The organism is Streptomyces sp. NPDC006610 (assembly GCF_040611575.1).
In the GTDB taxonomy this organism is placed as follows: Bacteria; Actinomycetota; Actinomycetes; order Streptomycetales; family Streptomycetaceae; genus Streptomyces.
In genome coordinates this window covers 1-24,952 of record NZ_JBEXOP010000061.1, presented here as the reverse complement: position 1 = coordinate 24,952, position 24,952 = coordinate 1, and the positions used below count along the sequence as shown (strand labels likewise).

Here is a 24,952-nt window from a genome sequence, read left to right as displayed (position 1 = left end):
GGCACCCGCGCGGCGTCGGGTGCCGCCGCGCGACGCGGTCGGCGGACGGTGTCAGTGGGCCGCCGACTCCCAGTCCGGGCCGACGCCCACGGAGACGTCCAGGGGGGCCCTGAGCTGGACGGCGCCCGCCATTTCGCGGCGGACCAGGGTCTCCACCGCCTCGCGCTCACCGGGGGCCAGTTCCAGGACGATTTCGTCGTGGACCTGGAGCAGCATGCGCGAGTTCAGGTCCGCGGCGCGCAGTGCCTGGTCGACCTTGAGCATGGCGATCTTCACGATGTCCGCCGCCGTGCCCTGGATCGGCGCGTTGAGGGCCATCCGCTCGGCCGCCTCCCGGCGCTGGCGGTTGTCGCTGTTGAGGTCGGGCAGATAGCGGCGGCGGCCGAAGAGGGTCGCCGTGTAGCCCGTCGCCCGGGCCTCGTCGACCGCCCGGCGCAGATAGTCCCGTACGCCGCCGAACCGCTCGAAGTACGCGTCCATCAGGGCGCGCGCCTCCGCGGCCTCGATGTTCAGCTGCTGGGACAGGCCGAACGCCGACAGCCCGTACGCCAGGCCGTACGACATGGCCTTGATCTTGCGGCGCATCTCCGCGTCGACCGCGGCCGGGGCGACCCCGAACACCTGTGAGGCGGCCGTGGTGTGCAGGTCCTCGCCGGAGGTGAACGCCTCGATCAGCCCTTCGTCCTCCGACAAGTGGGCCATCACCCGCAGCTCGATCTGGCTGTAGTCGGCGGTCAGCAGCGACTCGAAGCCCTCGCCGACGACGAAGCCGCGGCGGATGGCCCGGCCCTCGTCGGTGCGCACGGGGATGTTCTGCAGGTTGGGGTCGGTGGAGGACAGCCGGCCGGTCGCGGCGACCGTCTGGTTGAAGGTGGTGTGGATCCGTCCGTCCGTCGCGATCGTCTTGATCAGGCCCTCGACGGTGACGCGCAGCTTCGCCTGCTCCCGGTGGCGGAGCATGATGACCGGCAGTTCGTTGTCCGTCTGGGCGGCGAGCCAGGCCAGGGCGTCGGCGTCGGTGGTGTAGCCGGTCTTGGTCTTCTTCGTCTTCGGCAGGCCCAGCTCGCCGAAGAGCACCTCCTGAAGCTGCTTGGGCGAGCCCAGGTTGAACTCGTGGCCCGCCGCGGCGTGCGCCTCCTTCACCGCCTGCTGGACCGCGCCGGCGAACATCTGCTCCATGGCCTCCAGGTGGGCCCGGTCGGCGGCGATGCCGTGCCGCTCCATGCGGGCGAGCAGCGCGGAGGTCGGCAGCTCCATGTCGCGCAGCAGGTCGGCGGCGCCCACCTCCTCCAGACGGCCCTCGAATGCCTGGCCCAGGTCGAGGATGGCGCGGGCCTGGATCATGAGCGCCTCGGCCTCGGCGCCGTCGTCCGTGCCGAAGGCGAGCTGGCCGTCGGCCGCGGCGGCGGGGGCCAGCTCGCGGTGCAGGTACTCCATGGACAGCGCGTCCAGGTCGAAGGAACGGCGGCCCGGCTTGACGAGGTAGGCGGCCAGGGCGGTGTCCATGGTGACGCCCTCGACGCTCCAGCCGTGCTCGGCGAAGACGCGCATGGCGCCCTTGGCGTTGTGGAACACCTTGGGCCGGTCCGCGTCGGCCAGCCAGTCGGCGAACGCGGCCTCGTCGGTCTCGTCCAGCTGCGACGGGTCGAACCACGCCGCCGCTCCGGAGGGCGCGGCGAGGGCGATCTCGGCGACCGAGCCGGCGCCCAGGGCCCAGGTGTCGACGGTGGCGACGCCGAGGACGTCCGTGCCGTGCTCGGCGAGCCAGGCGGCGACCTCGCCGGTGGCGAGCACCGTGCCGTCCAGTTCGACGCCGTCCGCCGCGATCGGGGTCACCTCGGCCTCCTCGGCGCCGGGGTCGACGGCGAAGAGGCGCTCGCGCAGGGAGGGGTTCCTGATCTCCAGGGTGTCCAGCACCATGGCGACGGCCTTGCGGTCGTACGGGGCGCGGGTCAGGTCGGCGACGGTCTTCGGCAGCTCGACGTGGCGCTCCAGCTCGGTGAGGCGGCGGTTCAGCTTCACCGCCTCCAGGTGGTCGCGCAGGTTCTGCCCGGCCTTGCCCTTGACCTCGTCGACCCGCTCGACCAGCTCGGCGAAGGAACCGAACTGGTTGATCCACTTCGCGGCGGTCTTCTCACCGACGCCGGGGATGCCCGGCAGGTTGTCGGAGGGGTCTCCGCGCAGGGCGGCGAAGTCGGGGTACTGCGCGGGCGTCAGCCCGTACTTCTCCACGACCTTCTCCGGGGTGAACCGGGTCAGCTCGGAGACGCCCTTGGTCGGATAGAGCACCGTGATGTGGTCGCTCACCAGCTGGAAGGAATCGCGGTCGCCCGTGACGATCAGCACGTCGAAACCCTCGGCCTCGGCCTGGGTGGCGAGGGTGGCGATGACGTCGTCCGCCTCGTAGCCGTCGACGGCGAAACGCTGCGCGTGCATCGCGTCGAGCAGCTCGCCGATCAGTTCGACCTGGCCCTTGAACTCGTCCGGGGTCTTGGAGCGGTTCGCCTTGTACTCGGTGAACTCCTCGGAGCGCCATGTCCTGCGGGACACGTCGAAGGCCACCGCGAAGTGCGTGGGCGCCTCGTCGCGGAGCGTGTTGGCCAGCATCGACGCGAAGCCGTAGATCGCGTTCGTCGGCTGGCCGGTCGCGGTCGTGAAATTCTCCGCGGGCAGCGCGAAGAACGCGCGGTAGGCCAGCGAGTGCCCGTCCATGAGCATCAGCCGCGGACGGCTGCCGCCGGGGTTGCTGTCGGTCTTCTTCGATGCTGTCTCTGCCACGACCCCGATCCTGCCACGGCCCACTGACAACGACGCCCCACCGCCCCCGCCACTGCCGCGGCACCGCCGGCGGGTGCCGCGCGCGGGCGGCGGGCCGCACGTCGGCGGCGCGACGCCCGTCAGCCGCACCCGGCCGTCCCCCTCCTCACCTGCCCCGCCGCCCGCGACCATTGGCCTCGCCCCCGCACGTCGGCCCCGGTGCATTGTCGGTGGTGCGTGCGAGTATCGGAGGAGGAGCCGTGGACGGGTTGCTCCCGGCCGAGTCGAAGGAGAGCGTGCGATGGCCTCGAAGCCGCCGAAGAGCGATCCCGTGCAGGACGCGCCGCACGTGGCGGGCCCTCGGCATGCGGCCGCCGGGCTGCCGGCCATCGGACACAGCCTGCGCCACGCCCAGCAGCAGATGGGCCTCAAGCGCACCGCGCTGACGCTGCTCAGCGTCAACCAGAAAGACGGCTTCGACTGTCCCGGTTGCGCCTGGCCCGAGCCGGAACACCGGCACACGATGGAGTTCTGCGAGAACGGCGCGAAGGCGGTCGCCGAGGAGGCCACCGTGCGCCGGGTCACCCCGGAGTTCTTCGCCGCGCACCCGGTCGCCGACCTCGCGACCCGCAGCGGCTACTGGCTCGGCCAGCAGGGCCGTCTCACGCACCCCATGTACCTGCCCGAGGGCGGCGAACACTACGAGCCGGTCACCTGGGAGCGGGCGTTCGACATCGTCGCCGAGGAGATCGCCGCGCTCCGCTCCCCCGACGAGGCCGTCTTCTACACCTCGGGCCGCACCAGCAACGAGGCCGCGTTCCTCTACCAGCTGTTCGCGCGCGAGCTGGGCACCAACAACCTGCCCGACTGCTCCAACATGTGCCACGAGTCGTCGGGCTCGGCGCTGACCGAGACCATCGGCATCGGCAAGGGCAGCGTCCTGCTGGAGGACCTGCACAAGGCGGACCTGATCATCGTCGCCGGGCAGAACCCGGGCACCAACCATCCGCGCATGCTCACCGCCCTGGAGCAGGCCAAGGCGAACGGTGCGCGGATCATCAGCGTCAACCCGCTGCCGGAAGCGGGCTTGGAGCGCTTCAAGAACCCGCAGACCGCCAAGGGGCTGGTGGCCGGCGGGGCCGCACTGACCGATCTGTTCCTGCAGATCCGCATCGGCGGCGACCAGGCCCTCTTCCGTCTGCTGAACAAGCTGATCGTCCAGACCGAGGGAGCCGTCGACGAGGAGTTCGTCCGCGCCCACACCCACGGCTACGAGGAGTTCGCCGACGCCGCCCGGGACGCCGACTGGGACGAGACGCTCGCCGCGACCGGCCTCACCCGCGCGGACGTCGAGAAGGCCTTCGCGATGGTCCTCGGCTCGCGGCGCACCATCGTCTGCTGGGCCATGGGCCTCACCCAGCACAAGCACTCCGTGCCGACCATCCGCGAGATCGTCAACTTCCTGCTGCTGCGCGGCAACATCGGCCGGCCCGGCGCGGGCGTGTGCCCGGTGCGCGGCCACTCCAACGTGCAGGGCGACCGCACGATGGGCATCTTCGAGCGGCCCGCGCCCGCCTTCCTGGACGCCCTGGAGAAGGAGTTCGCCTTCGCTCCCCCGCGCCGCCACGGCTACGACGTCGTACGCGCCATCCGCGCGCTGCGCGACGGGCAGGCCAAGGTGTTCTTCGCGATGGGCGGCAACTTCGTCTCCGCCTCCCCCGACACGGACGTCACCGAGGCGGCGATGCGGCGCGCCCGGCTGACCGTGCACGTGTCGACCAAGCTCAACCGCAGCCACGTCGTCACCGGAGCGCGCGCCCTGATCCTGCCCACCCTCGGCCGCACCGAGCGCGACGTCCAGGGCGGCGGCGAGCAGTTCGTGACCGTCGAGGACTCCATGGGCATGGTGCACGCCTCCCGTGGCCGTCTGGAGCCCGCGAGCCCGTACCTGCTGTCCGAGCCGGCGATCGTGTGCCGGCTGGCCCGCCGGGTGCTCGGCGGGAAGAGCCGCGTCCCGTGGGAGGAGTTCGAGAGGGACTACGCGACGATCCGGGACCGCATCGCGCGGGTGATCCCCGGCTTCGAGGACTTCAATGCGCGCGTGGCCGACCCGGCCGGATTCGTCCTGCCGCACGCCCCGCGCGACGAGCGCCGCTTCCCCACCGCCACCGGCAAGGCCAACTTCACCGCGGCCCCCGTCGAGTACCCGCGGCTGCCCCCGGGCAGGCTGCTGCTCCAGACGCTGCGCTCGCACGACCAGTACAACACCACGATCTACGGCCTCGACGACCGCTACCGGGGCATCAGGAACGGCCGCCGGGTCGTCCTGGTGAACCCGGCCGACGCCGCCGAGCTGAAGGTCGCGGACGGGTCCTACGTCGACCTGGTCGGCGAGTGGCGGGACGGCCTGGAGCGGCGGGCGCCCGGCTTCCGGGTCGTCCACTACCCGACCGCGCGGGGCTGCGCCGCCGCCTACTACCCGGAAACCAACGTCCTGGTGCCGCTGGACGCGACCGCCGACACGAGCAACACCCCGGCCAGCAAGTCCGTGGTCGTCCGTCTGGAACAATCGGCAGCCGACTGAGCGACCGCTCAGCCAGCGCGACCGACGAAACGGAGCCGGGCCCCATGGGCGAGCAGCACACCGTGAAGTTCCCGCAAGAGGTCATCGACGAGTACGCGGCGCTCGGCATCGACCTGCCCGCCCTGTTCTCCGCCGGGGATCTGGGCCGGCGCATGGGCATCGAGATACTGGAGGCCTCGGCGGACCGCGTCGTCGCCACCATGCCGGTGGAGGGCAACACCCAGCCGTACGGCCTGCTGCACGGCGGCGCCTCGGCCGTGCTGGCCGAGACCCTCGGCTCCGTCGGCGCGATGCTGCACGGCGGCTCCACCAAGATCGCCGTCGGCGTCGACCTGAACTGCACGCACCACCGGGGCCTGCGCTCGGGCATGGTCACCGGCGTGGCGACGCCGGTGCACCGGGGGCGCTCCACGGCGACGTACGAGACCGTGATCAGCGACGAGCAGGGCCGCCGCGTCTGCACCGCCCGGCTGACCTGCCTGCTGCGCGACGCGAACCCGGGCGAGGCGCAGCAGCCGGGCGCGGCCGGATAGCGCGGGAGCCGCCGGAATCGGCGGCCTCGTCCACCCATGTCCCCATCTCCCAAGTGCCTTTACTCAACCGGAAGTTGCCGCCGCCGCCCCGGCCGTTTAGCGTCGGGGCATGGCAACGGGAGGGCCCCATCGACCGAGGGCGGTGCTCGGGTCGGCGCTGCTGATCGGCGCGCTGGCCACCGGATGCGCCGACTCCGGCCCGGGGAACGGGACGACCGTGGGCGCACGGGATGCGGGCATGGCGCGCACCGCCACCCTCGCGCAGTCACCGTCCCCGTCGCCCTCGCCCGTCCCGTCCGCGACGTCGCCCGCGGACTTGTGCGCCCGCATCGTCGCCCACTGGTCGCGCGAAGTGCTCGACCAGAACGCCTACGGCGACTACCAGTCGATGGGCCTGTCCAACGGGCAGTACGCGATCCTGATGGACGTCGTGGACGCCGCCCGTGCCGAGCGGAAGCACCGGGGCCCGCGATCCGCCGACGAGCTGATCGACCGTCAGGCCCGCGAGCGCTGCGCCCAGCGCCACCGCGACGGGGATCCGACTGGGGGGCCGTGGAGTTGAGCGGCATCGGTCCCCGGAAGCCGGGCCGGGGCACGGGCGTCGACGAGGCGCCGTCGGCCCGCAGTCCGCAGCTCGGTCGCCTCCGCCGGCTCTGCGCCCGGCGTCACCGCCCTCTCTTCGCCGGCCCGGCCGCCTCCGAGGGCGCCTGTGCGCTCGCCACCCGCTCCGGTCCTGGCGTCACCATGACGCGCGTCGATCCGCCGTACGCCGGTCTTTCCCAGACGTCGATTCCGCGTCCTCCATTCCGGACGATCACGAAATGCCCCTGGAACGTGATCATCACCATGCGGGTAACCGATTGCCGAAAACCACCGCGGAACGACGCGCTCCCTTTTCGGGAGGTAACGCTGCGTAATACGCACGCAATGGAAGAGCGCAGTTTCATCCGGGGTGAGCGCTATGCCCACGCCCCCTCCAGCACCCTTCAAGTAGCCCGCAGCAACGATTTCGTCCCAGGATCCGACACCACCAAAGCCCAAGAACACTCCTGATAGGACGCGGCCCACGTCCTGCACGTCTCGCCATGCGGACAGGGCGAATCAGTCCGAATTCCGCACTTCCACCCGCTCAGTACCGCTCTGCATTACGTCGTGTCATAACAAGAGCGTCACAGCCTTGGCCAGACACTCCTCCACGTAACCTCCACCCGCCTAGAGTCACGGCCAGTCACCGCGCCGTCGGAATCGACGCCAAGAGCGTCTCTTCGGCCACAGCGCTCGACTCGGCTTCCTTCCACGGGGAAGGGCCGCGCCATGGAAAGGACTCATCGTGCGTCAACGTTCGCTCATCGCCATAACCGCCGCGCTGGCGGCGGGAGCGCTCACCCTCACCGCCTGCGGTTCGCGCGACGAGGACGGTGGCGGCTCCGACAGCGGCGGCACCACCAAGGTCGTCATCGGCGTCGACGCCCCGCTGACGGGCGACCTGTCCGCGCTGGGCCTCGGCATCAAGAACTCCGTGGACCTGGCCGCCAAGACGGCCAACAAGGAGAAGTACGTCGAGGGCATCGAGTTCGAGATCCAGGCCCTCGACGACCAGGCGCAGCCCGCCTCCGGCCAGCAGAACGCCACCAAGCTCGTCGCCAACAAGGACGTCCTCGGCGTCGTCGGCCCGCTGAACTCCTCCGTCGCCGAGTCGATGCAGAAGGTCTTCGACGACGCCAAGCTGGTCCAGGTCTCCCCGGCCAACACCAACCCCGCCCTGACCCAGGGCGTGGACTGGCAGACCAGCAAGAAGCGCACCTACAAGTCGTACTTCCGCACCGCGACCACGGACGCCATCCAGGGCCCGTTCGCCGCGCAGTACGTCTTCAACGACGCCAAGAAGAAGAAGGTCTTCGTCATCGACGACAAGAAGACCTACGGCGCGGGCCTCGCGTCGACCTTCTCCGAGGAGTTCAAGAAGCTCGGCGGCAAGGTCGTGGGCACCGAGCACATCGACCCCGAGACCAAGGACTTCTCCGCGGTCGCCACCAAGGTCAAGAGCTCCGGCGCGGACGTCGTCTACTACGGCGGCGAGTACCCGCAGGCCGGCCCGCTCAGCAAGCAGATCAAGGCCGCCGGCGCCAAGATCCCGCTGGTCGGCGGCGACGGCATCTACAGCGCCGACTTCATCAAGCTGGCCGGCGCCAGCGGCACCGGCGACCTGGCCACCTCGGTCGGCGCCCCCGTGGAGGAACTGCCCTCCGCCAAGGAGTTCGTCGCCAACTACGAGGCCGAGGGCTACAAGGAGCCGTTCGAGGCCTACGGCGGCTACTCCTACGACTCCGCCTGGGCGATCATCGAGGCCGTCAAGACCGTCGTCGAGAAGAACGACGGCAAGCTGCCCGAGGACGCCCGCGAGCAGGTCACCACGGCCATGCAGAATGTCTCGTTCGACGGTGTGACCGGCAAGGTCTCCTTCGACGAGTTCGGTGACGCCACCAACAAGCAGCTCACCGTCTACTCGGTCGAGGGCGGCGCCTGGAAGCCCGCCAAGTCCGGCACCTACGAGGGCTGACCCACACCCGCACCCACATCATGAGCCGCGCGGGGCGCTTGCACCACTGGCGCCCCGCGCGGACTCGCATCCGGTCACTTCCGTCGAATCATCGACACGTCTCGGAGGACATGCGGTGAACGAACTGCCGCAGCAGCTGGTCAACGGCCTGCTACTAGGATCCATGTACGGGCTGGTCGCCATCGGCTACACGATGGTCTATGGCATCGTCCAGCTCATCAACTTCGCCCACGGCGAGATCTTCATGGTGGGCGGCTTCGGCGCGCTCACGATCTACCTGTACGTGCTGCCCGACGGCACGTCCATGTGGGTGGCACTGCCCCTGATGCTCATCGGAGGCATCATCGCGGCCGTCCTGGTCGCGATGGGAGCGGAACGGTTCGCGTACCGCCCCCTGCGCAACGCACCACGCCTGGCCCCGCTCATCACCGCCATCGGCCTCTCCCTGGCCCTGCAGCAGGCCGTGTGGGTGTGGTACCCCGACGCGCGATCCGCGATCACCTTCCCGCAGATCGAGGGCGGCCCCTTCGAGATCGGCAGCGTCACCATCCAGACCGGCGACGTCTTCCTCCTCGTCGCCGCGCCGATCAGTATGGCGATCCTCGCCTACTTCGTGATGAAGACCCGCACCGGCCGCGGCATGCAGGCCACCGCGCAGGACCCGGACACCGCCAAGCTCATGGGCATCAACACCGACCGCATCATCGTGGTCGCGTTCGCCCTCGGCGCCACCTTCGCCGCCGTCGGCGCCGTCGCCTACGGCCTCAAGTACGGCGAGGTCCAGTTCCGCATGGGCTTCATCCTGGGCCTCAAGGCCTTCACCGCCGCCGTCCTCGGCGGCATCGGCAACATCTACGGCGCCATGCTCGGCGGTCTCGTCCTCGGCGTCGCCGAGGCCCTCTCCACCGCCTACATCTCCGACATCCCCGGTATGGAGCAGTTCGGCAGCCAGTCCTGGGCCAACGTCTGGGCCTTCGTACTCCTCATCCTGGTACTCCTCGTCAGGCCCCAGGGTCTGCTCGGCGAGCGCGTCGCGGACAGGGCGTGAGACCGATGACCACACAGACCACCGCACCCCGCACCCCGCAGGCCCCGGCCACCGGCGACACCGGCCTCATCGTCGGCATCACCGAGCCCCTCGGCCGTGCGCTCGCCACCGCCGGCGGCGCCCTCACGATCGTCTCCACCTTCCTGGCCTGGACCTGGACCTCCGAGTTCCCCGGCGACCTCACGGTCTACGGCTACCCGGGCGGCCTCCAAGTGCTCGTCCTCGTCGGCGGCATCCTCACCACTCTGTTCGGCGTCGCCTCCTACGGCGTCAAGGGCCTGCGCTGGCTCGTCCCGGCCGGCGCGCACAGCGCTCTCAAGCTCGCCGCGCTCGGCACTTTCGTCACCGCCTGGTACACGATCATCGCGATCGCCGTCCAGCTGGGCGGTGTCGTCAACCTGGAGCCGGGCGGTTACGTCGTCGCGCTCTCCACGCTCGTCGCCCTCGTCGGCGCCCTCGGCCTGCCTTTCCGGCGGCCCGCGCCCGACCCGGTCGACCCGGACGACACCGGCTGGGAACGGTTCATGGGCGAGCTGCGCCACATGGGCGCCGTCCTCAAGGCCGCGTTCGCCTCCGGCACCCCGGCGCCCGCCCGCGCGCTCCCCTCGTACGCGGAGATCCTGATCATCGTCGCGGCGCTCGGCGTCGGCCTGTTCGTCTTCACCTACGGCATCGGCACCGAGTACGACGAGCTGTTCGTCGGCTTCCTGATCACCGCCGGCTTCGGCTTCGCCGCCGTCGCGAAGGCCGGTCTCGTGGGCCGCGTCTCCGCCGTCACGGCGAAGTACCGCACGCTGACGATGATCGGCGCGTTCGTCGCCGCCGCGCTCTTCCCCTTCACCCAGTCCGACGACCAGTACGCGACCATCGGCGTCTACATCCTGATCTTCGCCACCGTCGCCCTCGGACTCAACATCGTCGTCGGCCTCGCCGGCCTCCTCGACCTCGGTTACGTCGCCTTCCTCGGCGTCGGCGCCTACACCGCGGCCATGGTCTCCGGCTCCCCCAACTCGCCGTTCGACATCCACCTGCCGTTCTGGCTCTCCGCGCTGCTCGGCGCGGCGGTGGCCATGGTCTTCGGCGTCATCATCGGCGCCCCGACCCTGCGGCTGCGCGGCGACTACCTCGCCATCGTGACTCTCGGCTTCGGAGAGATCTTCCGCATCACCGTCCTCAACATGGACGGCACCTCCGGACCCGACATCACCAACGGCTCCAACGGCATCCCGTCGATCCCGAACCTCAACATCCTCGGCTTCGACTTCGGCGAGGAACACACCATCCTCGGGTTCACCATCGCCCGCTTCGCCAACTACTTCCTGCTGATGCTGCTCATCACGCTGCTCGTCGTCATCGTCTTCCGGCGCAGCAGCGACTCCCGCATCGGCCGCGCCTGGATCGCCATCCGCGAGGACGAGACCGCGGCACTCGCCATGGGCATCAACGGCTTCCGCGTCAAGCTGATCGCCTTCGCCCTCGGCGCCGCACTCGCCGGCCTCGCCGGCACCGTCCAGGCCCACGTGACCTACACCGTCACTCCCGAGCAGTACCAGTTCGCGCACGTCGTCCCGCCCAACTCGGCGTTTCTGCTGGCCGCGGTCGTCCTCGGCGGCATGGGCACCATCAGCGGGCCCCTCGTCGGCGCGGCGCTGCTCTACCTCATCCCCGCCAAGCTCCAGTTCCTCGGCGACTTCCAGCTCTTCGCCTTCGGCCTCACGCTGGTTCTGCTGATGCGCTTCCGCCCCGAAGGCCTCATCCCCAACCGGCGCCGCCAGCTGGAGTTCCACGAAGACACGGAAGCACCCACAGTCCTCAGCAAGGCAGGGGCCTGACCCATGACAACCGACACCACCACCAAGGACTCCGCCCCCGCCGCCGTGCCCGGCGAGGCCGTCCTCGACGCCCGGGGCGTCACGATGCGCTTCGGCGGCCTCACGGCCGTGCGCGGAGTGGACCTCCAGGTCAACAGCGGCGAGATCGTCGGTCTGATCGGCCCCAACGGCGCCGGCAAGACCACCTTCTTCAACTGCCTCACGGGCCTCTACGTCCCGACCGAGGGCGAGGTCCGCTACAAGGGACAGGTGCTGCCGCCCAAGTCCTTCAAGGTGACCGCCGCCGGCATCGCGCGCACCTTCCAGAACATCCGTCTGTTCGCCAACATGACGGTCCTGGAGAACGTGCTCGTCGGCCGCCACACCCGCACCAAGGAGGGCCTGTGGTCGGCCCTGCTGCGCGGCCCCGGTTTCCACCGGGCCGAAGCGGCCTCCCGGGCCCGCGCCATGGAGCTGCTCGAGTTCGTCGGCCTGGCCGGCAAGGCCGAGCACCTGGCGCGCAACCTCCCCTACGGCGAGCAGCGCAAACTGGAGATCGCGCGCGCCCTCGCCAGTGAGCCCGGCCTCCTGCTCCTCGACGAGCCCACGGCCGGCATGAACCCGCAGGAGACCCGCGCCACCGAGGAACTGGTCTTCGCCATCCGGGACCAGGGCATCGCCGTCCTCGTCATCGAGCACGACATGCGGTTCATCTTCAACCTCTGCGACCGCGTCGCCGTCCTCGTCCAGGGCGAGAAGCTCGTGGAGGGCGACAGCGCGACCGTCCAGGGCGACGAGCGTGTCGTCGCCGCCTACCTCGGGGAGCCCTTCGAGGACTCCCCCGGCGAGGAGGAGATCGCGGAGGTAGAGGCCGCCGAGACACAGGCCGACACCCCGTCCGGCAAGGAGAACGACCGATGACCGCACTGCTCGAAGTCGAGGACCTCCGGGTCGCCTACGGCAAGATCGAAGCCGTCAAGGGCATCTCGTTCAAGGTCGACGCCGGCGAGGTCGTCACGCTGATCGGCACCAACGGCGCCGGCAAGACGACCACGCTGCGGACCCTGTCGGGCCTGCTCAAGCCGGTCGGCGGGCAGATCAAGTTCATGGGCAGGTCCCTGAAGAAGATCCCGGCCCACAAGGTGGTCTCCCTCGGGCTCGCCCATTCCCCCGAGGGCCGGCACATCTTCCCGCGCATGACGATCGAGGACAACCTCCGCCTCGGCGCCTTCCTGCGCAGCGACAAGCCCGGCATCGAGCGGGACATCCAGCGCGCCTACGACCTCTTCCCCATCCTCGGGGAGCGCCGCAAGCAGGCCGCGGGCACCCTCTCCGGCGGTGAGCAGCAGATGCTGGCCATGGGCCGCGCCCTGATGTCCCAGCCGAAGCTGCTGATGCTGGACGAGCCGTCCATGGGCCTGTCGCCGATCATGATGCAGAAGATCATGGCGACGATCGCGGAGCTGAAGTCCCAGGGCACCACGATCCTGCTCGTCGAGCAGAACGCCCAGGCCGCGCTGTCGCTGGCCGACCACGGCCATGTGATGGAGGTCGGCAACATCGTCCTGTCCGGCTCCGGCCGCGACCTCCTCCACGACGAGTCGGTCCGCAAGGCCTACCTCGGCGAGGACTGACCCTCCGGGCGCGACGAAGAGGCCCGCGTCTCCCGACCTGATCGTCGGGAGACGCGGGCCTCTTCGCGTCGCCCACGGGCCCTCAGCCCTTCTCCGCCTTCTTCTCCGCCGCGTCCTGGATGACCGCCTCCGCGACCTGCTGCATCGACATCCTGCGGTCCATCGACGTCTTCTGGATCCAGCGGAACGCCGCCGGCTCCGTCAGGCCGTACTCCGTCTGCAGGATCGACTTGGCCCGGTCCACCAGCTTGCGCGTCTCCAGTCGCTGGGAGAGGTCGGCGACCTCCTTCTCCAGCTCCTTGAGCTGCGTGTACCGGGAGACGGCCATCTCGATCGCCGGCACGACGTCGCTCTTGCTGAACGGCTTCACCAGGTACGCCATCGCACCGGCGTCCCGCGCCCGCTCCACGAGGTCCCGCTGCGAGAACGCGGTCAGCATCAGCACCGGGGCGATCGACTCCTCGGCGATCTTCTCGGCCGCGGAGATGCCGTCCAGCTTCGGCATCTTCACGTCGAGGATCACCAGGTCTGGCCGGTGCTCCCGGGCCAGTTCCACGGCCTGCTCGCCGTCACCGGCCTCGCCGACGACCGTGTAGCCCTCTTCCTCCAGCATCTCCTTGAGGTCGAGCCGGATCAGCGCCTCGTCCTCGGCGATGACGACGCGGGTCGTCAGCGGCGGCACGTGAGACTTGTCGTCGTCGGGCGCGTCTACGGGCTGGGGCGACTCGGGGGCGGTCACGTGGGCTCCTTGGTGCGAGGCAGGCCGGTACTGCTCCCAAGAGCGTACCCAGCTGCGGTAAAGTGGGGGCACGGCGGGTGACCGCTGACCTTCATTTCAAAGGAAGCCCCGGTAGCCCAGCGGTAGAGGCAATGGTCTCAAACACCATCCAGCGTCGGTTCGAATCCGACCCGGGGTACTTTTCCTTCTTTTTCAAGGTCACCAAACTCAGCGCTTCTCCCCGATGTGGTGCACGTGCACCAGGTTCGTCGTGCCCGACATCCCGGGCGGGGAGCCCGCCGTGATGACCACCGTGTCGCCCGGCTCGCAGCGGCCGTACTTGGTCAGCAGTTCGTCCACCTGGTCGACCATCGCGTCCGTCGAGTCCACGTGCGGGCCGAGGAACGTCTCCACGCCCCAGGTCAGGCTGAGCTGCGAGCGGGTCGCCGGGTCGGGGGTGAAGGCGAGCAGGGGGATCGGGGAGCGGTAGCGGGACAGGCGGCGGGCCGTGTCGCCGGACTGGGTGAAGGCGACGAGGAAGCGGGCGCCGAGGAAGTCGCCCATCTCGGCGGCGGCGCGGGCGACGGCGCCGCCCTGGGTGCGGGGCTTGTTGTGCTCGGTCAGCGGGGGCAGTCCCTTGGCGAGGAGGTCCTGCTCGGCCGCCTCGACGATCTTGGCCATCGTGCGCACGGTCTGGATGGCGTACTTGCCGACGCTGGTCTCGCCGGAGAGCATCACCGCGTCGGTGCCGTCGAGGACGGCGTTGGCGACGTCGGAGGCCTCGGCGCGGGTGGGGCGGGAGTTCTCGATCATCGAGTCGAGCATCTGGGTGGCGACGATCACCGGCTTGGCGTTGCGCCGGGCGAGCTTGACGGCGCGCTTCTGGACGATCGGCACCTGCTCCAGGGGCATTTCGACGCCGAGGTCGCCGCGGGCGACCATGATGCCGTCGAAGGCGGCGACGATGTCCTCGATGTTGTCGACGGCCTGCGGCTTCTCCACCTTGGCGATCACGGGGAGGCGGCGGCCCTCCTCGTCCATGATGCGGTGGACGTCCTCGATGTCGCGTCCGCTGCGCACGAAGGAGAGGGCGATGACGTCGCAGCCGGCGCGCAGCGCCCAGCGCAGGTCGGCCTCGTCCTTGTCGGAGAGGGCGGGGACGGAGACGGCGACGCCGGGGAGGTTGAGGCCCTTGTGGTCGGAGACCATGCCGCCTTCGACGACGGTCGTGCGGACGCGGGGGCCGTCGACCTCGGTGACTTCGAGGGTGACCCGGCCGTCGTCCACGAGGATGCGTTCGCCGGGGCTGACGTCGCCGGCGAGGCCCTTGTAGGTGGTGCCGCAGATGTCGCGGTCGCCGCCGACGCCGTCCTCGACGGTGATGGTGAAGGTGTCGCCGCGTTCGAGGAGGACGGGGCCCTCGGTGAAGCGGCCGAGGCGGATCTTGGGGCCCTGGAGGTCGGCGAGGATGCCGACGCTGCGGCCGGCCTCGTCGGCGGCCTTGCGCACGCGCCGGTAGCGGTCCTCGTGTTCGGCGTGGCTGCCGTGGCTGAGGTTGAGGCGTGCGACGTCCATTCCGGCTTCGACCAGTGCCTTGATCTGGTCGTAGGAGTCGGTGGCGGGACCCAGAGTACAAACGATCTTCGCTCGGCGCATGTTTCGAGCCTAGGGCTTACCGGCCAGTAGAGAATTGGCCCGGCATGACCACTCAACAACCTTTGCGTGAAGGGGTGTTGACAAATACTGGATGTGCGGTAGCCCGCTCCGATGAGCAGGTCGGCCCGCCGTGTCCACGGCTTCGGTCACCGGATCGCAACGTGGCGGACCTGTTCCCGTACGTCATGCGCGGGTCAGAATCTACGCGCGTTATCCACGCGCGTGGTGACTGTTGGAGGAGAGAGCACGACATGCCGTTGAACCGCCCGAACCGCCTGAACCGCCGGAAGTTCCTGAAGAAGTCCGCCGCCACCGGGGCGGCGGCCGCGATCGCCGGCACGGTGGCGGCGTCGGCCGCGGAGGCCGCCGAGACGGCGGACAGGCGCCCCAAGCCGGCCAAGCGGTACTCCTTCACCGTCATGGGCACGACCGACCTGCACGGCAACGTCTTCAACTGGGACTACTTCAAGGACGCCGAGTACTCCGACGCGAAGGGCAACGCCAAGGGCCTGGCGCGGATCGCCACGCTGGTGAAGCAGGTGCGAGAGGAGAAGGGCGCCCGCAACACGCTGCTGCTGGACGCGGGCGACACCATCCAGGGCACGCCGCTGACGTACTACTTCGCCAAGGTCGACCCGATCACCGCCGAGGGCGGTCCGGTGCACCCGATGGCGCAGGCGATGAACGCCATCGGGTACGACGCCGTGGCGCTCGGCAACCACGAGTTCAACTACGGCCTCGAAACGCTGCGCAAGTTCGAGGAGCAGTGCGACTTCCCGCTGCTCGGGGCGAACGCGGTGGACGCGAAGACGCTGCGGCCGGCCTTCCCGCCGTACTTCATGAAGACGTTCCGGGTGCCGGGGGCGCCGCCGGTGAAGGTGGCGGTGCTGGGGCTGACGAACCCGGGCATCGCGATCTGGGACAAGGCGTACGTGCAGGGCAAGCTGGTGTTCCCGGGGCTGGAGGAGCAGGCGGCGAAGTGGGTGCCGAAGCTGCGGTCGATGGGCGCGGACGTGGTGGTCGTGTCGGCGCACAGCGGCTCGTCCGGCACGTCGTCCTACGGTGACCAGCTGCCGTACGTGGAGAACGCGGCGGCGAACGTGGCGCGGCAGGTGCCGGGGATCGACGCGATCCTGGTCGGTCACGCGCACACGGAGATCGAGGAGTTGCTGGTCACGAACGAGGAGACCGGCAGGACCGTCGTGCTGTCGGAACCGCTGTGCTACGCGGAGCGGCTGACGCTGTTCGACTTCGAGCTGGTGTTCTCCAAGGGCCGTTGGCAGGTGGAGTCGGTCAAGGCGTCGCTGCGCAACTCGAACACGGTGGCGGACGACCCGGAGATCGCCCGGCTGCTGGACGACGAGCACGCGGCGGTCGTGGACTACGTCAACCAGGTCGTGGGCACCGCGACCGAGACGCTGACGACGGTGGACGCCCGCTACAAGGACGCCCCGATCATCGACCTGATCACCAAGGTGCAGGAGGACGTGGTCAGGGCCGCGCTGGCGGGCACCGAGTACGCGTCGCTGCCGGTGCTGGCGCAGGCGTCGCCGTTCTCGCGGACGTCCGAGATCCCGGCGGGCGAGGTGACGATCCGGGACCTGTCGAGCCTGTACGTGTACGACAACACCCTGGTCGCCAAGGTGATGACGGGCGCGCAGGTGCGGGCGTACCTGGAGTACTCGGCGGAGTACTTCGTGCAGACCCCGGCGGGCGCGGAGGTCGACGTGGCGAGGCTGACCAACGCGGGCGGCCGGCCGGACTACAACTACGACTACGTGTCGGGGCTGACCTACGACATCGACATCGCGCGGCCGGCCGGTTCGCGGATCAGGAACCTGGCGTACGCGGGCGCTCCGCTGGACGACGCGCAGCGGTTCGTGTTCGCGGTGAACAATTACCGGGCCAACGGCGGCGGCGCGTTCCCGCATGTCGCGTCGGCGCAGGAGCTGTGGTCGGAGTCGACGGAGATCCGCACGCGGATCGCGGAGTGGGTGACGGCGAAGGGTGTGCTGGACCCGAAGGACTTCGCGTCGGTGGACTGGCGGCTGACGCGTGAGGGCACGCCGGTGTTCTGATCCGCGCCCGCCGGCCCGGCAGCAGCCTCACACTCCGTCCGTGGGCGGGGTGTGAGGCTGCTGCCGTTCCAGGCCGAAGGTGGTGAAGGCGGTGCGCCGGGGCAGGGGGTACGTCTCCTTGCCGGTGAGGGTGTTGAGGATGTGGGCGCCGCGCCAGGCGGCGAGGCCGAGGTCGGGGGCGCCGACGCCGTGGGTGTGCAGGCCGGCGTTCTGCACGAAGACGCTGCCCGTGACCGTCGGGTCGAGGTCGAGGCGGAAGTCCTCGTCGACGCGGGGGCGACCGGCGTCGTCGCGGCGGAGGTGGGGAGCCAGGGGGGCGAGGAGGTGTTCGAGGGGGCGTTCACGGTGGCCGGTGGCGAGGACGACGGCGTCGGTGGTGAGCCGGGTGCGGGTGCGCTGTTCGATGTGTTCGAGGTGGAGTTCGATCCGGGCGGCGGTCGTGCGGGCCGCGCCGAGGACGCGCACGCCGGGGGTGAGGACGGCGTCGGGCCAGTCGCCGTGCAGGGTCCGCGCGTACAGCTCGTCGTGGATGGCGGCGAGGGTGCCGGCGTCGACGCCCTTGTGGAGCTGCCACTGGGTGGTGGCGAGGCGGTCGCGGACGGGTTCGGCGAGGGCGTGGAAGTAGCGGGCGTAGTCGGGGGTGAAGTGCTCCAGGCCGAGCTTGGAGTACTCCATGGGGGCGAAGGCGGGGGTGCGGCCGATCCAGTGGAGGCGTTCGCGGCCGGCGGGGCGGTGGCGGAGCAGGTCGAGGAAGATCTCGGCGCCCGACTGTCCGGAGCCGACGACCGTGACGTGCCCGGCGGCGAGCACGGCGTCGCGGTGGTGGAGGTAGTCGGTGGCGTGCAGCACGGGCGGTCCGTCGGGGGCGGTGGCGAGGTGCCGCAGGGGTTCGGGGACGTGGGGTGCGGTGCCGAGGGCGAGGGCGATGTTGCGGGCGCGGGTGCGGCCGGTGGACTCGGCTTCGCCGGTGGGGCCGAGGCGGGTGTGGTCGACCTCGAAGAGTTCGCGGCGGGGGTTCCAGCGGACGGCGTCGACGCGGTGGCCGAAGTGGAGTGCGGGCAGGCTCTCGGCGACCCAGCGGCAGTAGGCGTCGTATTCGGCGCGGGGCACGTGGAAGCGCTCGGCGAAGTAGAAGGGGAAGAGCCGGTCGCGGTGTCTGAGGTGGTTGAGGAAGGTCCAGGGGCTGGTGGGGTCGGCGAGGGTGACGAGGTCGGCGAGGAACGGGACCTGGAGGGTGGTGCCGTCGACGAGCTGGCCGGGGTGCCAGTGGAAGGCGGGGCGCTGTTCGTAGAAGACGGTGTCGAGGTGGGTGAGGGGGTGCGCGAGGGCGGCGAGGGAGAGGTTGAGGGGGCCGATGCCGATGCCGACGAGGTCGCGGGGGGTGGGGGGCTGGGTCGTCGGGGGGTGGGTCGCCGAGGGCTGGGACGTCGGGTGGGTCGCCGAGGGCTGGTTCATCGAGGGCTGGTTCCTTCCACGAGCGTGAGCAGGGCGGCCAGGTCCGGGGGCCGGGTGTGGGGGTTGAGGAGGGTGGCCTTGAGCCAGAGGCGGCCGTCGGCGCGGGCGCGGCCGAGGACGGCGTCGCCGGTGTGCAGGAGGCGCCGGCGGATCGCGGCGACCGTGGTGTCGTCGGCGTGGGCGGGCCGGAAGAGGACGGTGCTGAGGGTGGGCCGGGCGTGGAGTTCGAGGCCGGGGCCGGCGGCGACGAGGTCGGCGAGGTGTTGGGCGTGGTCGCAGACCTGGTCGACGAGGGCGCCCAGGCCCCGGCGGCCGAGGGTCTTGAGGGTGACGGCGGTCTTGAGGACGTCGGGCCGCCGGGTGGTGCGCAGGGAGCGGCCGAGCAGGTCGGGGAGGCCGGCCTCGGTGTCGTCGTCGGCGTTGAGGTAGTCGGCGCGCTGGCGCAGGGCGGCGAGGTCGTCGGCGCGGGCGACGGCGAGGAGTCCGGCGGCGACGGGCTGCCAGCCCAGTTTGTGCAGGTCGAGGGTGACGGTGTGGGCGGCGTCGAGGCCGGCGAGGAGGTTGCGGCGCCGGGCGCTGAACAGGAGTCCTCCCCCGTAGGCGGCGTCGACGTGCAGGCGGGCGCCGTGGGCGTGGCAGTGGGCGGCGATCTCGGGGAGGGGGTCGATGAGCCCGGCGTCGGTGGTGCCGGCGGTGGCGGCGACGAGGACGGGACCGGGGAGGGCGGCGAGGGCCGTGCCGAGGGAGTCGGGGTCCAGGGTGCCGCCGGGGGTGGGGAGGGCGACGGGGCGGGGCAGGCCGAGAAGCCAGGCGGCGCGGGGCAGGGAATGGTGGGCGTTGGCTCCGTGCACGAGCCGCACCGCGGGACCGTGCGCCTCGCGGGCGAGGAGCAGGGCGAGGAGGTTGGACTCGGTGCCGCCGGTGGTGACGAGGCAGTCGGCGGCGCCCGTCTCGGCGGCGAGGGCGCGGGTGACCAGGGCTTCGAGGGCGGCGGCGGAAGGGGCCTGGTCCCAGGAGTCGAGGGACGGGTTGAGGGCGCTCGCGGCGAGGTCGGCGGCGGTGGCGACGGCGAGGGGCGGGCAGTGCAGATGGGCGGCGCACAGGGGGTGCGCGGGGTCGGCGGCGCCGGCGGCGAGGGCGTGGACGATGCGGCGCAGGGCGTCGGGGTCGCCGTCCTCGGGCAGGACGTCGCCGAGCGCCTCCCGCATCCGGGCGGCGACGGCCTCGGGTCCGCCGGAGGGCAGTGGGCCGCCGCGGGCGCGGGCTCCGGCGTCCAGGGCGTCGAGGACGGTGGCGAGCAACGGCCGCAGCGCGTCGGCGCCTTGGGGTCCTGACGCGAGGGGCGGGATGCGCACGGGGTCCTCCGGGGCGGGCGTGGGCCGGGAGCACCCAGCTTGGGCCCGCGGGAGGCGGCACGCCCGGGAGAGTCCGGAGGGAGACCCGAAGGAGGGAATCGTGGTGGCCGACGGGGGCGTGTGCGCGCCGGCCGGCCGCCTGCCGGGAGCCGCGTACGAGCCTGCCCGCGCCTCTTGTCGTGGTCAGGCGCAGGTCCGTCGGCCGGGACGGCTCCCGCTTCGCGTGACGTCGCCGCTCGGCGCACCGCCTCCCACAGGGCGGCCTGCTGCCGACGCGGATTCCGTTTCCGGTCGGCCCTCCGGTGCGGCGGAATGCGCCGTCCACCCGTCCGGCTGCGGCGTCGGCTGCCAGCGCCTCGGCGGGCGGGGTGGACGGCTCCGTACCGAGGGCGGGCGCACCCTCGTCGCGGCCGACGCCGGACGCGGTACGGGGGCGCTACGGCTCGGGACCACGGGCGGGCAGCGGTCCGCGGCAGGGGCGGACCGCTGCCCGTCCCGGCGGCGCCGTGGGCGCACGCGGGGGTGCGCGGGAGCGCGAGGGCCTCCGGTCCGCAGGCCGGCAGGGGGCCGCTGCGGGTTGGTCCCGCTGCCCACGCCTCGCGTACCGGCAGAGCACGGGCGAGCGCGTGCGCGGGAGCGCCACGGCCCCGCGACCACCCGGCGGGCAGCGCGCCGCCGCGCACGCAGGCCCGGTGTCCCGGCCCCCCCCCCCTGCGCGCCCCGAGAGCCCGGCGAGGCCGTACACAGGAGCCCCACCGCCCCGCGTCCGCGGCGTGCAGCGGGCCGCGCCGCTGCCCGGCGCCCTGCCTACCCCTTGCGCACGCGCAGGGCGCGGGCGAGGTCGTCGAGCTGGTCGCTCAGCTTGCGGTGCAGGGCCGGAATCGGGTCGTCCTCGCGCAGGCACCGCTCTCCCAGGTTCAGGGTGTCGTCGTCGACGGCGTGGGCGGGGAAGGCCCAGCGGCCGGCGGCGTCGGCGATGGCGGGGCCGCGGCGTTCGGCGACGGCGACGGCGTCCTGGAAGTAGCGGGGCACGAACTCCCTTACCAGGTCGGCCTGTTCGGGCTGCCAGAAGCCCTGGGCGGTGGCCGTGAAGAGGTAGTTGGACAGGTCGTCGCCGGCGAACATGGCGTCCCAGGCGGCCCGCTTGGCCTCCGGTTCGGGGAGGGCGGCGCGGCAGCGGGCGGCGCCTTCGCGGCCGGTGGCGCTCGGGTCGCGGTCGAGTTCGGCGGCGATGGCGGCCTCGTCGGTGGCGCCGAGGACGGCGAGGCGGCCGAGGATGCGCCAGCGCAGCTCGGGGTCGAGTTCGGGGCCGCCGGGCACGATGCCGTCGGCGAGCCAGGCGGCGATGGTGTCGGGGTGGGCGGCGCAGTCGATGCGGTGGCGTACGGCGATCAGGCGCAGGCCGGGGTTGTCGCCGTCCTCGGTGCGGCGGATCAGGTCGCGGCACAGCTCGGTGAGGGTGGCGAGGGCGGCGGGCCGCCGGTCGGGGGCGAGGTAGCGGTCGGCGATCTGCGTGCGGGCGAAGCCGAGGACGCCCTGGACGAGGGCGAGGTCGGTCTCGTACGGGATGTGGGCGCGGGCGGCGTCGAGGTAGGCGGTGGGCGGCAGTTCGCCGTCGCGGACGGCGTCGCGCAGGGCGTTCCAGACGACGGCGCGGGTGAGCGGGTCGGGCAGGCCGGACAGGGCGCGCAGGGCGGTGTCGAGCGATCCGGCGTCGAGGCGGATCTTGGCGTAGGTGAGGTCGCCGTCGTTGAGGAGGACGAGGGCGGGGCGGGGGCCGTGGAAGGCGAGGCGGAGGTCGCCGCTCGCGGGGAGGTCCTCCTGGATGCGGCGGCGCAGGGTCAGGCCGCGGGGGTTGCCGGGCTCGGGGTCGTAGAGGCCGATGGCGAGGTGGTGGGGGCGGCGGGCGGGCGGTCGGGTGAGCGTGGCCGGGCGCCGCGTGCCGTCGCGGTCGCGGGACGGATCGGGGCCGGAGCGGGTGCCGGGGCTGCCCTCGTTGCCGACGTCCAGGTGCCAGGAGGCGTCGTCGGCGCGCACCTCGGGGACGAGGGTGTCGACGCCGGTGGTGCGCAGCCAGGCGTCGGCCCAGGCGTGGACGTCGCGATCGGTGTTGCGGGCCAGGGAGTCGATGAAGTCGGCGAGGGTGGCGTTGCCGAAGCGGTGCCGGGCGATGTGGGTGTTGATGCCGGCGAGGAAGTCCTTCTCGCCGAGCCAGGCGACGAGCTGGCGCAGGGCGGAGGCGCCCTTGGCGTAGGAGATGCCGTCGAAGTTGAGCAGCGCGGCGGCGGTGTCGTCGACGGCCTCGGGGGCGACGGGGTGGGTGGAGGGCCGCTGGTCGGCGTCGTAGCCCCAGGGCTTGCGGACGACGCCGAAGTCGGTCCAGGTGCCGGTGAAGCGGGTGGCCTCGGTGAGGGTCTGGTAGCCCATGTACTCGGCGAAGGACTCGTTGAGCCAGATGTCGTCCCACCACGCGAGGGTGACGAGGTCGCCGAACCACATGTGGGCCATCTCGTGGGCGATGACCATGGCGCGGGTCTGGCGCTCGGTGTCGGTGACGGCGGAGCGGTAGACGAACTCGTCGCGGAAGGTGACCAGTCCGGGGTTCTCCATGGCGCCGGCGTTGAACTCGGGGACGAAGGCCTGGTCGTAGGAGTCGAACGGGTAGGGCTCCTCGAACTTCTCGTGGTAGCGGTCGTAGCACTGCCGGGTGATCTCGAGGATTTCCGCGGCGTCCGCGTCGAGGTGGGGGGCGAGGGAGCGGCGGCAGTGGATGCCGAACGGCAGTCCGCGGTGCTCGGTGCGCACGGAGTGCCAGGGGCCGGCGGCGACGGCGACGAGGTAGGTGGAGATCGGCGGGGTGGTCGCGGCGCGCCAGCGGCCGTCGCCGAGGTGTTCGGTGACGCCGTTGGCGAGGACGGTCCAGTGGCGGGGGGCGGTGACCGTGACGTCGAAGACGGCCTTGAGGTCGGGCTGGTCGAAGGCGGGGAAGACGCGCTGGACGTCGTCGAGGAAGAGCTGGGTGTAGAGGTAGGTCTCGCCGTCGGCGGGGTCGGTGAAGCGGTGCATGCCCTCGCCGGTGCGCGAGTAGCGCATGGCGGTGTCGAGGCGCAGTTCGTGTTCGCCGGGGGCGAGGTCCTTCAGCGGCAGGCGGTCGCCGTCGAGGGCGGCGGGGTCCAGGGGCTGTCCGTCCAGGGTGACCGAGCGCAGTTCGGCGGGCTTGAGCTCCACGAACGTGTCCGTGACGTCCTGGTCCGGGCGGACGCTGAAGGTGATCACGGTGCGGGAGTCGAAGGTCTCGTCGCCGGTCGTCAGATCGAGGTCGATCGTGTAGCGGTGGACGTCGAGGAGCCGGGCACGGGTCTGCGCTTCGTCGCGCGTCAGTACGGACATGCTGCACATGCTGCCCGATGCCCCGGACGCCGGGACAGGGGCGGTCGGGAACACGGTCGCGGGTGCCGGCCCGCGCCGGGGCGTACCGCGGGCCCGGACGCGGTACCGGCCGGGCCCGCGGGTCAGTCGGTGCCGGGGGTGGCGCCGGTGTCCTCGGCGATGCGCTCGTGGTGCCGGATGACCTCGGCGATGATGAAGTTCAGGAACTTCTCGGCGAAGGCCGGGTCCAGTTTGGCGCTCTCGGCGAGGGCGCGCAGCCGGGCGATCTGGCGGGCCTCGCGGGAGGGGTCGGCGGGCGGCAGCCGGTGCTGGGCCTTGAGGCGGCCGACCTGCTGGGTGCACTTGAAGCGCTCGGCGAGCATGTGGACGACGGCCGCGTCGATGTTGTCGATGCTGTCGCGCAGACGGGCGAGTTCGGCGGCCACGTCCTCGGAGGTGGTGCTGCTGGTCGTCATGGGCATCCACCCTACGTGGCGGGGACGGGCCCCGGCGCGGCGCGGACGGGCTTGTGGAAGTGCACGTCGTGGTGGCCTCCGGGGATGCCCTCGGTACGGCCGGTCTCCCGGAAGCCGAGGCCGCGGTAGAAGCCGGGGGCCTGGAAGGCGAACGAGGGGACGACCATGTCGGTGCAGCCGCGCCGGGCGCCCTCCGCCTCCGCGGCGCGCATCAGCCGGCGTCCCCGGCCTGCGTGCCGCCGGTCCTCGCGGACCCACAGCATGTCCACGGCGCAGAGGGTGCCCCAGATCCATCCCGTGAGCCCTGCGACGAGGTCGCCGGCGTCATCGGTGACGTCGACGGAGAACTCCGCGGGCTCCCCGGCTCCGGTCGCCGCGGCGTTGAACGCGGTGAGTTCGTCGTCGAGCCGCCGCCGCAGCTCGTCGTTCTCGCCGCCGACCCGCAGGGAGGTGGGCACGGGGTCCTGCTGTTCGCCGATCACGCGGGGATTCTGCCGGGGCGGGGGCGTGCGGGCGAGCGGATTTCGTCCGGGGGCGGGGGGTTCGCCGGGGGCCGGGAGCTTCGCCGGGGTGGGCCGGGGTTCTCGCCGGAGGGCCGGGACGGCATCACCGGGCTCGCACCGAAGCGGCAGGAGCCGAGAGCCAAGCAGCCGACCCGCCACCGGACGACCGGAACCGACGGCCGAGCAGCCGACCCGCCACCGGACGACCGAAACCGACGGCCAAGCGGCCGCAGCGACGCCCCGAAGGGTTCGGAAAGCCCGCGGCGTCCGGCGGCACCGCGCCCACGGCCAAAGCCGAAGGCCCGGCGGCCGGGCTCGTCGCCCGCGCGCCCCGGCCGCCGCGCGCGGGGAGCGCCCAGAGTGAGCCGACCCCCCGCGGGGCGAGGGAGTTTTAGAGCGCCCCCGACCGGACGGG

Annotated in this window: 17 protein-coding genes and 1 tRNA gene; 10 read left to right on the top strand and 8 right to left on the bottom strand. The window is 71.6% G+C overall.

All coding sequences use genetic code 11. From position 1 onward, the window contains the following. Nucleotides 1–51: 51 nt before the first annotated feature. The gene (polA, locus tag ABZY13_RS31720; RefSeq protein WP_356636927.1) at nt 52–2,778 is read right to left on the bottom strand and encodes a DNA polymerase I; all 2,727 of its coding nucleotides are present in this window, start codon (nt 2,776–2,778) and stop codon (nt 52–54) included. Between the two features lie 280 nt (nt 2,779–3,058). Here polA and ABZY13_RS31715 point away from each other — a divergent pair, with 280 nt between their 5' ends. The 8 genes from ABZY13_RS31715 to ABZY13_RS31680 all read left to right on the top strand — a co-directional run bounded on the left by ABZY13_RS31715 (nt 3,059) and on the right by ABZY13_RS31680 (nt 12,927). Then, on the top strand, nt 3,059–5,341 hold the full coding sequence (locus tag ABZY13_RS31715; protein WP_356636925.1) for an FdhF/YdeP family oxidoreductase: 2,283 nt from the start codon (nt 3,059–3,061) through the stop codon (nt 5,339–5,341). Between the two features lie 44 nt (nt 5,342–5,385). After that, nucleotides 5,386–5,874 (top strand): hotdog fold thioesterase, encoded by a 489-nt coding sequence (locus tag ABZY13_RS31710; RefSeq protein WP_356636923.1) that lies wholly within the window; start codon nt 5,386–5,388, stop codon nt 5,872–5,874. Nucleotides 5,875–5,983: 109 nt separating this feature from the next. Beyond that, entirely contained in the window at nt 5,984–6,436 is a 453-nt protein-coding gene (locus ABZY13_RS31705; RefSeq protein WP_356636921.1) for a hypothetical protein, read from the top strand. Nucleotides 6,437–7,204: 768 nt separating this feature from the next. Further along, nucleotides 7,205–8,434: a branched-chain amino acid ABC transporter substrate-binding protein gene (locus tag ABZY13_RS31700; protein WP_356636919.1), complete on the top strand. Its 1,230-nt coding sequence runs from the start codon at nt 7,205–7,207 to the stop codon at nt 8,432–8,434. Nucleotides 8,435–8,549: 115 nt separating this feature from the next. After that, complete coding sequence (locus ABZY13_RS31695; RefSeq protein WP_356636917.1) at nt 8,550–9,482, top strand: branched-chain amino acid ABC transporter permease; 933 nt, start codon at nt 8,550–8,552, stop codon at nt 9,480–9,482. A gap of 5 nt (nt 9,483–9,487) precedes the next feature. Further along, the gene (locus ABZY13_RS31690; RefSeq protein WP_356636915.1) at nt 9,488–11,314 is read left to right on the top strand and encodes a branched-chain amino acid ABC transporter permease; all 1,827 of its coding nucleotides are present in this window, start codon (nt 9,488–9,490) and stop codon (nt 11,312–11,314) included. A gap of 3 nt (nt 11,315–11,317) precedes the next feature. Continuing rightward, entirely contained in the window at nt 11,318–12,214 is an 897-nt protein-coding gene (locus ABZY13_RS31685; RefSeq protein WP_356636913.1) for an ABC transporter ATP-binding protein, read from the top strand. Further along, nucleotides 12,211–12,927: an ABC transporter ATP-binding protein gene (locus ABZY13_RS31680; protein WP_356636910.1), complete on the top strand. Its 717-nt coding sequence runs from the start codon at nt 12,211–12,213 to the stop codon at nt 12,925–12,927. The genes ABZY13_RS31685 and ABZY13_RS31680 overlap by 4 nt, the downstream gene beginning before the upstream one ends. An 82-nt stretch (nt 12,928–13,009) precedes the next feature. On the opposite strand, the gene ABZY13_RS31675 is transcribed toward ABZY13_RS31680, so the two are convergent. Next, on the bottom strand, nt 13,010–13,666 hold the full coding sequence (locus tag ABZY13_RS31675) for a response regulator (RefSeq protein WP_356636908.1): 657 nt from the start codon (nt 13,664–13,666) through the stop codon (nt 13,010–13,012). Between the two features lie 105 nt (nt 13,667–13,771). Between ABZY13_RS31675 and ABZY13_RS31670 the strand changes: the two genes are divergently transcribed. Further along, nucleotides 13,772–13,844 (top strand) — tRNA-Leu (locus ABZY13_RS31670). Nucleotides 13,845–13,873: 29 nt separating this feature from the next. On the opposite strand, the gene pyk is transcribed toward ABZY13_RS31670, so the two are convergent. Continuing rightward, nucleotides 13,874–15,301, bottom strand: coding sequence for a pyruvate kinase (pyk, locus tag ABZY13_RS31665; RefSeq protein WP_356636906.1), 1,428 nt, complete (start codon nt 15,299–15,301; stop codon nt 13,874–13,876). Nucleotides 15,302–15,552: 251 nt separating this feature from the next. Here pyk and ABZY13_RS31660 point away from each other — a divergent pair, with 251 nt between their 5' ends. After that, nucleotides 15,553–17,379 carry a 5'-nucleotidase C-terminal domain-containing protein gene (locus ABZY13_RS31660; RefSeq protein ID WP_356636904.1) on the top strand — a complete coding sequence of 609 codons (1,827 nt, stop codon included), beginning with the start codon at nt 15,553–15,555 and terminating at the stop codon, nt 17,377–17,379. 27 nt (nt 17,380–17,406) lie between these two features. On the opposite strand, the gene ABZY13_RS31655 is transcribed toward ABZY13_RS31660, so the two are convergent. From ABZY13_RS31655 to ABZY13_RS31635, 5 genes are all read right to left on the bottom strand, one after another. Continuing rightward, nucleotides 17,407–18,834: a SidA/IucD/PvdA family monooxygenase gene (locus ABZY13_RS31655; RefSeq protein WP_356636901.1), complete on the bottom strand. Its 1,428-nt coding sequence runs from the start codon at nt 18,832–18,834 to the stop codon at nt 17,407–17,409. Next, nucleotides 18,831–20,189, bottom strand: coding sequence for an aminotransferase class V-fold PLP-dependent enzyme (locus ABZY13_RS31650; protein ID WP_356636899.1), 1,359 nt, complete (start codon nt 20,187–20,189; stop codon nt 18,831–18,833). The genes ABZY13_RS31655 and ABZY13_RS31650 overlap by 4 nt, the downstream gene beginning before the upstream one ends. Before the next feature lie 807 nt (nt 20,190–20,996). After that, a complete protein-coding gene (gene pepN, locus ABZY13_RS31645; protein WP_356636897.1) occupies nt 20,997–23,588 on the bottom strand; it encodes an aminopeptidase N in 2,592 nt (863 codons plus the stop codon). Between the two features lie 113 nt (nt 23,589–23,701). After that, nucleotides 23,702–24,034: a chorismate mutase gene (locus ABZY13_RS31640; RefSeq protein WP_356636895.1), complete on the bottom strand. Its 333-nt coding sequence runs from the start codon at nt 24,032–24,034 to the stop codon at nt 23,702–23,704. Nucleotides 24,035–24,045: 11 nt separating this feature from the next. Beyond that, nucleotides 24,046–24,516: a GNAT family N-acetyltransferase gene (locus ABZY13_RS31635; RefSeq protein WP_356636893.1), complete on the bottom strand. Its 471-nt coding sequence runs from the start codon at nt 24,514–24,516 to the stop codon at nt 24,046–24,048. Between the last annotated feature and the right edge of the window lie 436 nt (nt 24,517–24,952).

What these genes read in the sequence shown, in the direction of transcription:
- ABZY13_RS31715 (WP_356636925.1), top strand. Translation starts at nt 3,059, where the DNA reads ATGGCCTCGAAGCCGCCGAAGAGCGATCCCGTGCAGGACGCGCCGCAC.
- ABZY13_RS31710 (WP_356636923.1), top strand. Translation starts at nt 5,386, where the DNA reads ATGGGCGAGCAGCACACCGTGAAGTTCCCGCAAGAGGTCATCGACGAG.
- ABZY13_RS31705 (WP_356636921.1), top strand. Translation starts at nt 5,984, where the DNA reads ATGGCAACGGGAGGGCCCCATCGACCGAGGGCGGTGCTCGGGTCGGCG.
- ABZY13_RS31690 (WP_356636915.1), top strand. Translation starts at nt 9,488, where the DNA reads ATGACCACACAGACCACCGCACCCCGCACCCCGCAGGCCCCGGCCACC.
- ABZY13_RS31685 (WP_356636913.1), top strand. Translation starts at nt 11,318, where the DNA reads ATGACAACCGACACCACCACCAAGGACTCCGCCCCCGCCGCCGTGCCC.
- ABZY13_RS31680 (WP_356636910.1), top strand. Translation starts at nt 12,211, where the DNA reads ATGACCGCACTGCTCGAAGTCGAGGACCTCCGGGTCGCCTACGGCAAG.
- pyk (WP_356636906.1), bottom strand. Translation starts at nt 15,301, where the DNA reads ATGCGCCGAGCGAAGATCGTTTGTACTCTGGGTCCCGCCACCGACTCC.
- ABZY13_RS31660 (WP_356636904.1), top strand. Translation starts at nt 15,553, where the DNA reads ATGCCGTTGAACCGCCCGAACCGCCTGAACCGCCGGAAGTTCCTGAAG.
- ABZY13_RS31655 (WP_356636901.1), bottom strand. Translation starts at nt 18,834, where the DNA reads ATGAACCAGCCCTCGGCGACCCACCCGACGTCCCAGCCCTCGGCGACC.
- pepN (WP_356636897.1), bottom strand. Translation starts at nt 23,588, where the DNA reads ATGTGCAGCATGTCCGTACTGACGCGCGACGAAGCGCAGACCCGTGCC.
- ABZY13_RS31640 (WP_356636895.1), bottom strand. Translation starts at nt 24,034, where the DNA reads ATGACGACCAGCAGCACCACCTCCGAGGACGTGGCCGCCGAACTCGCC.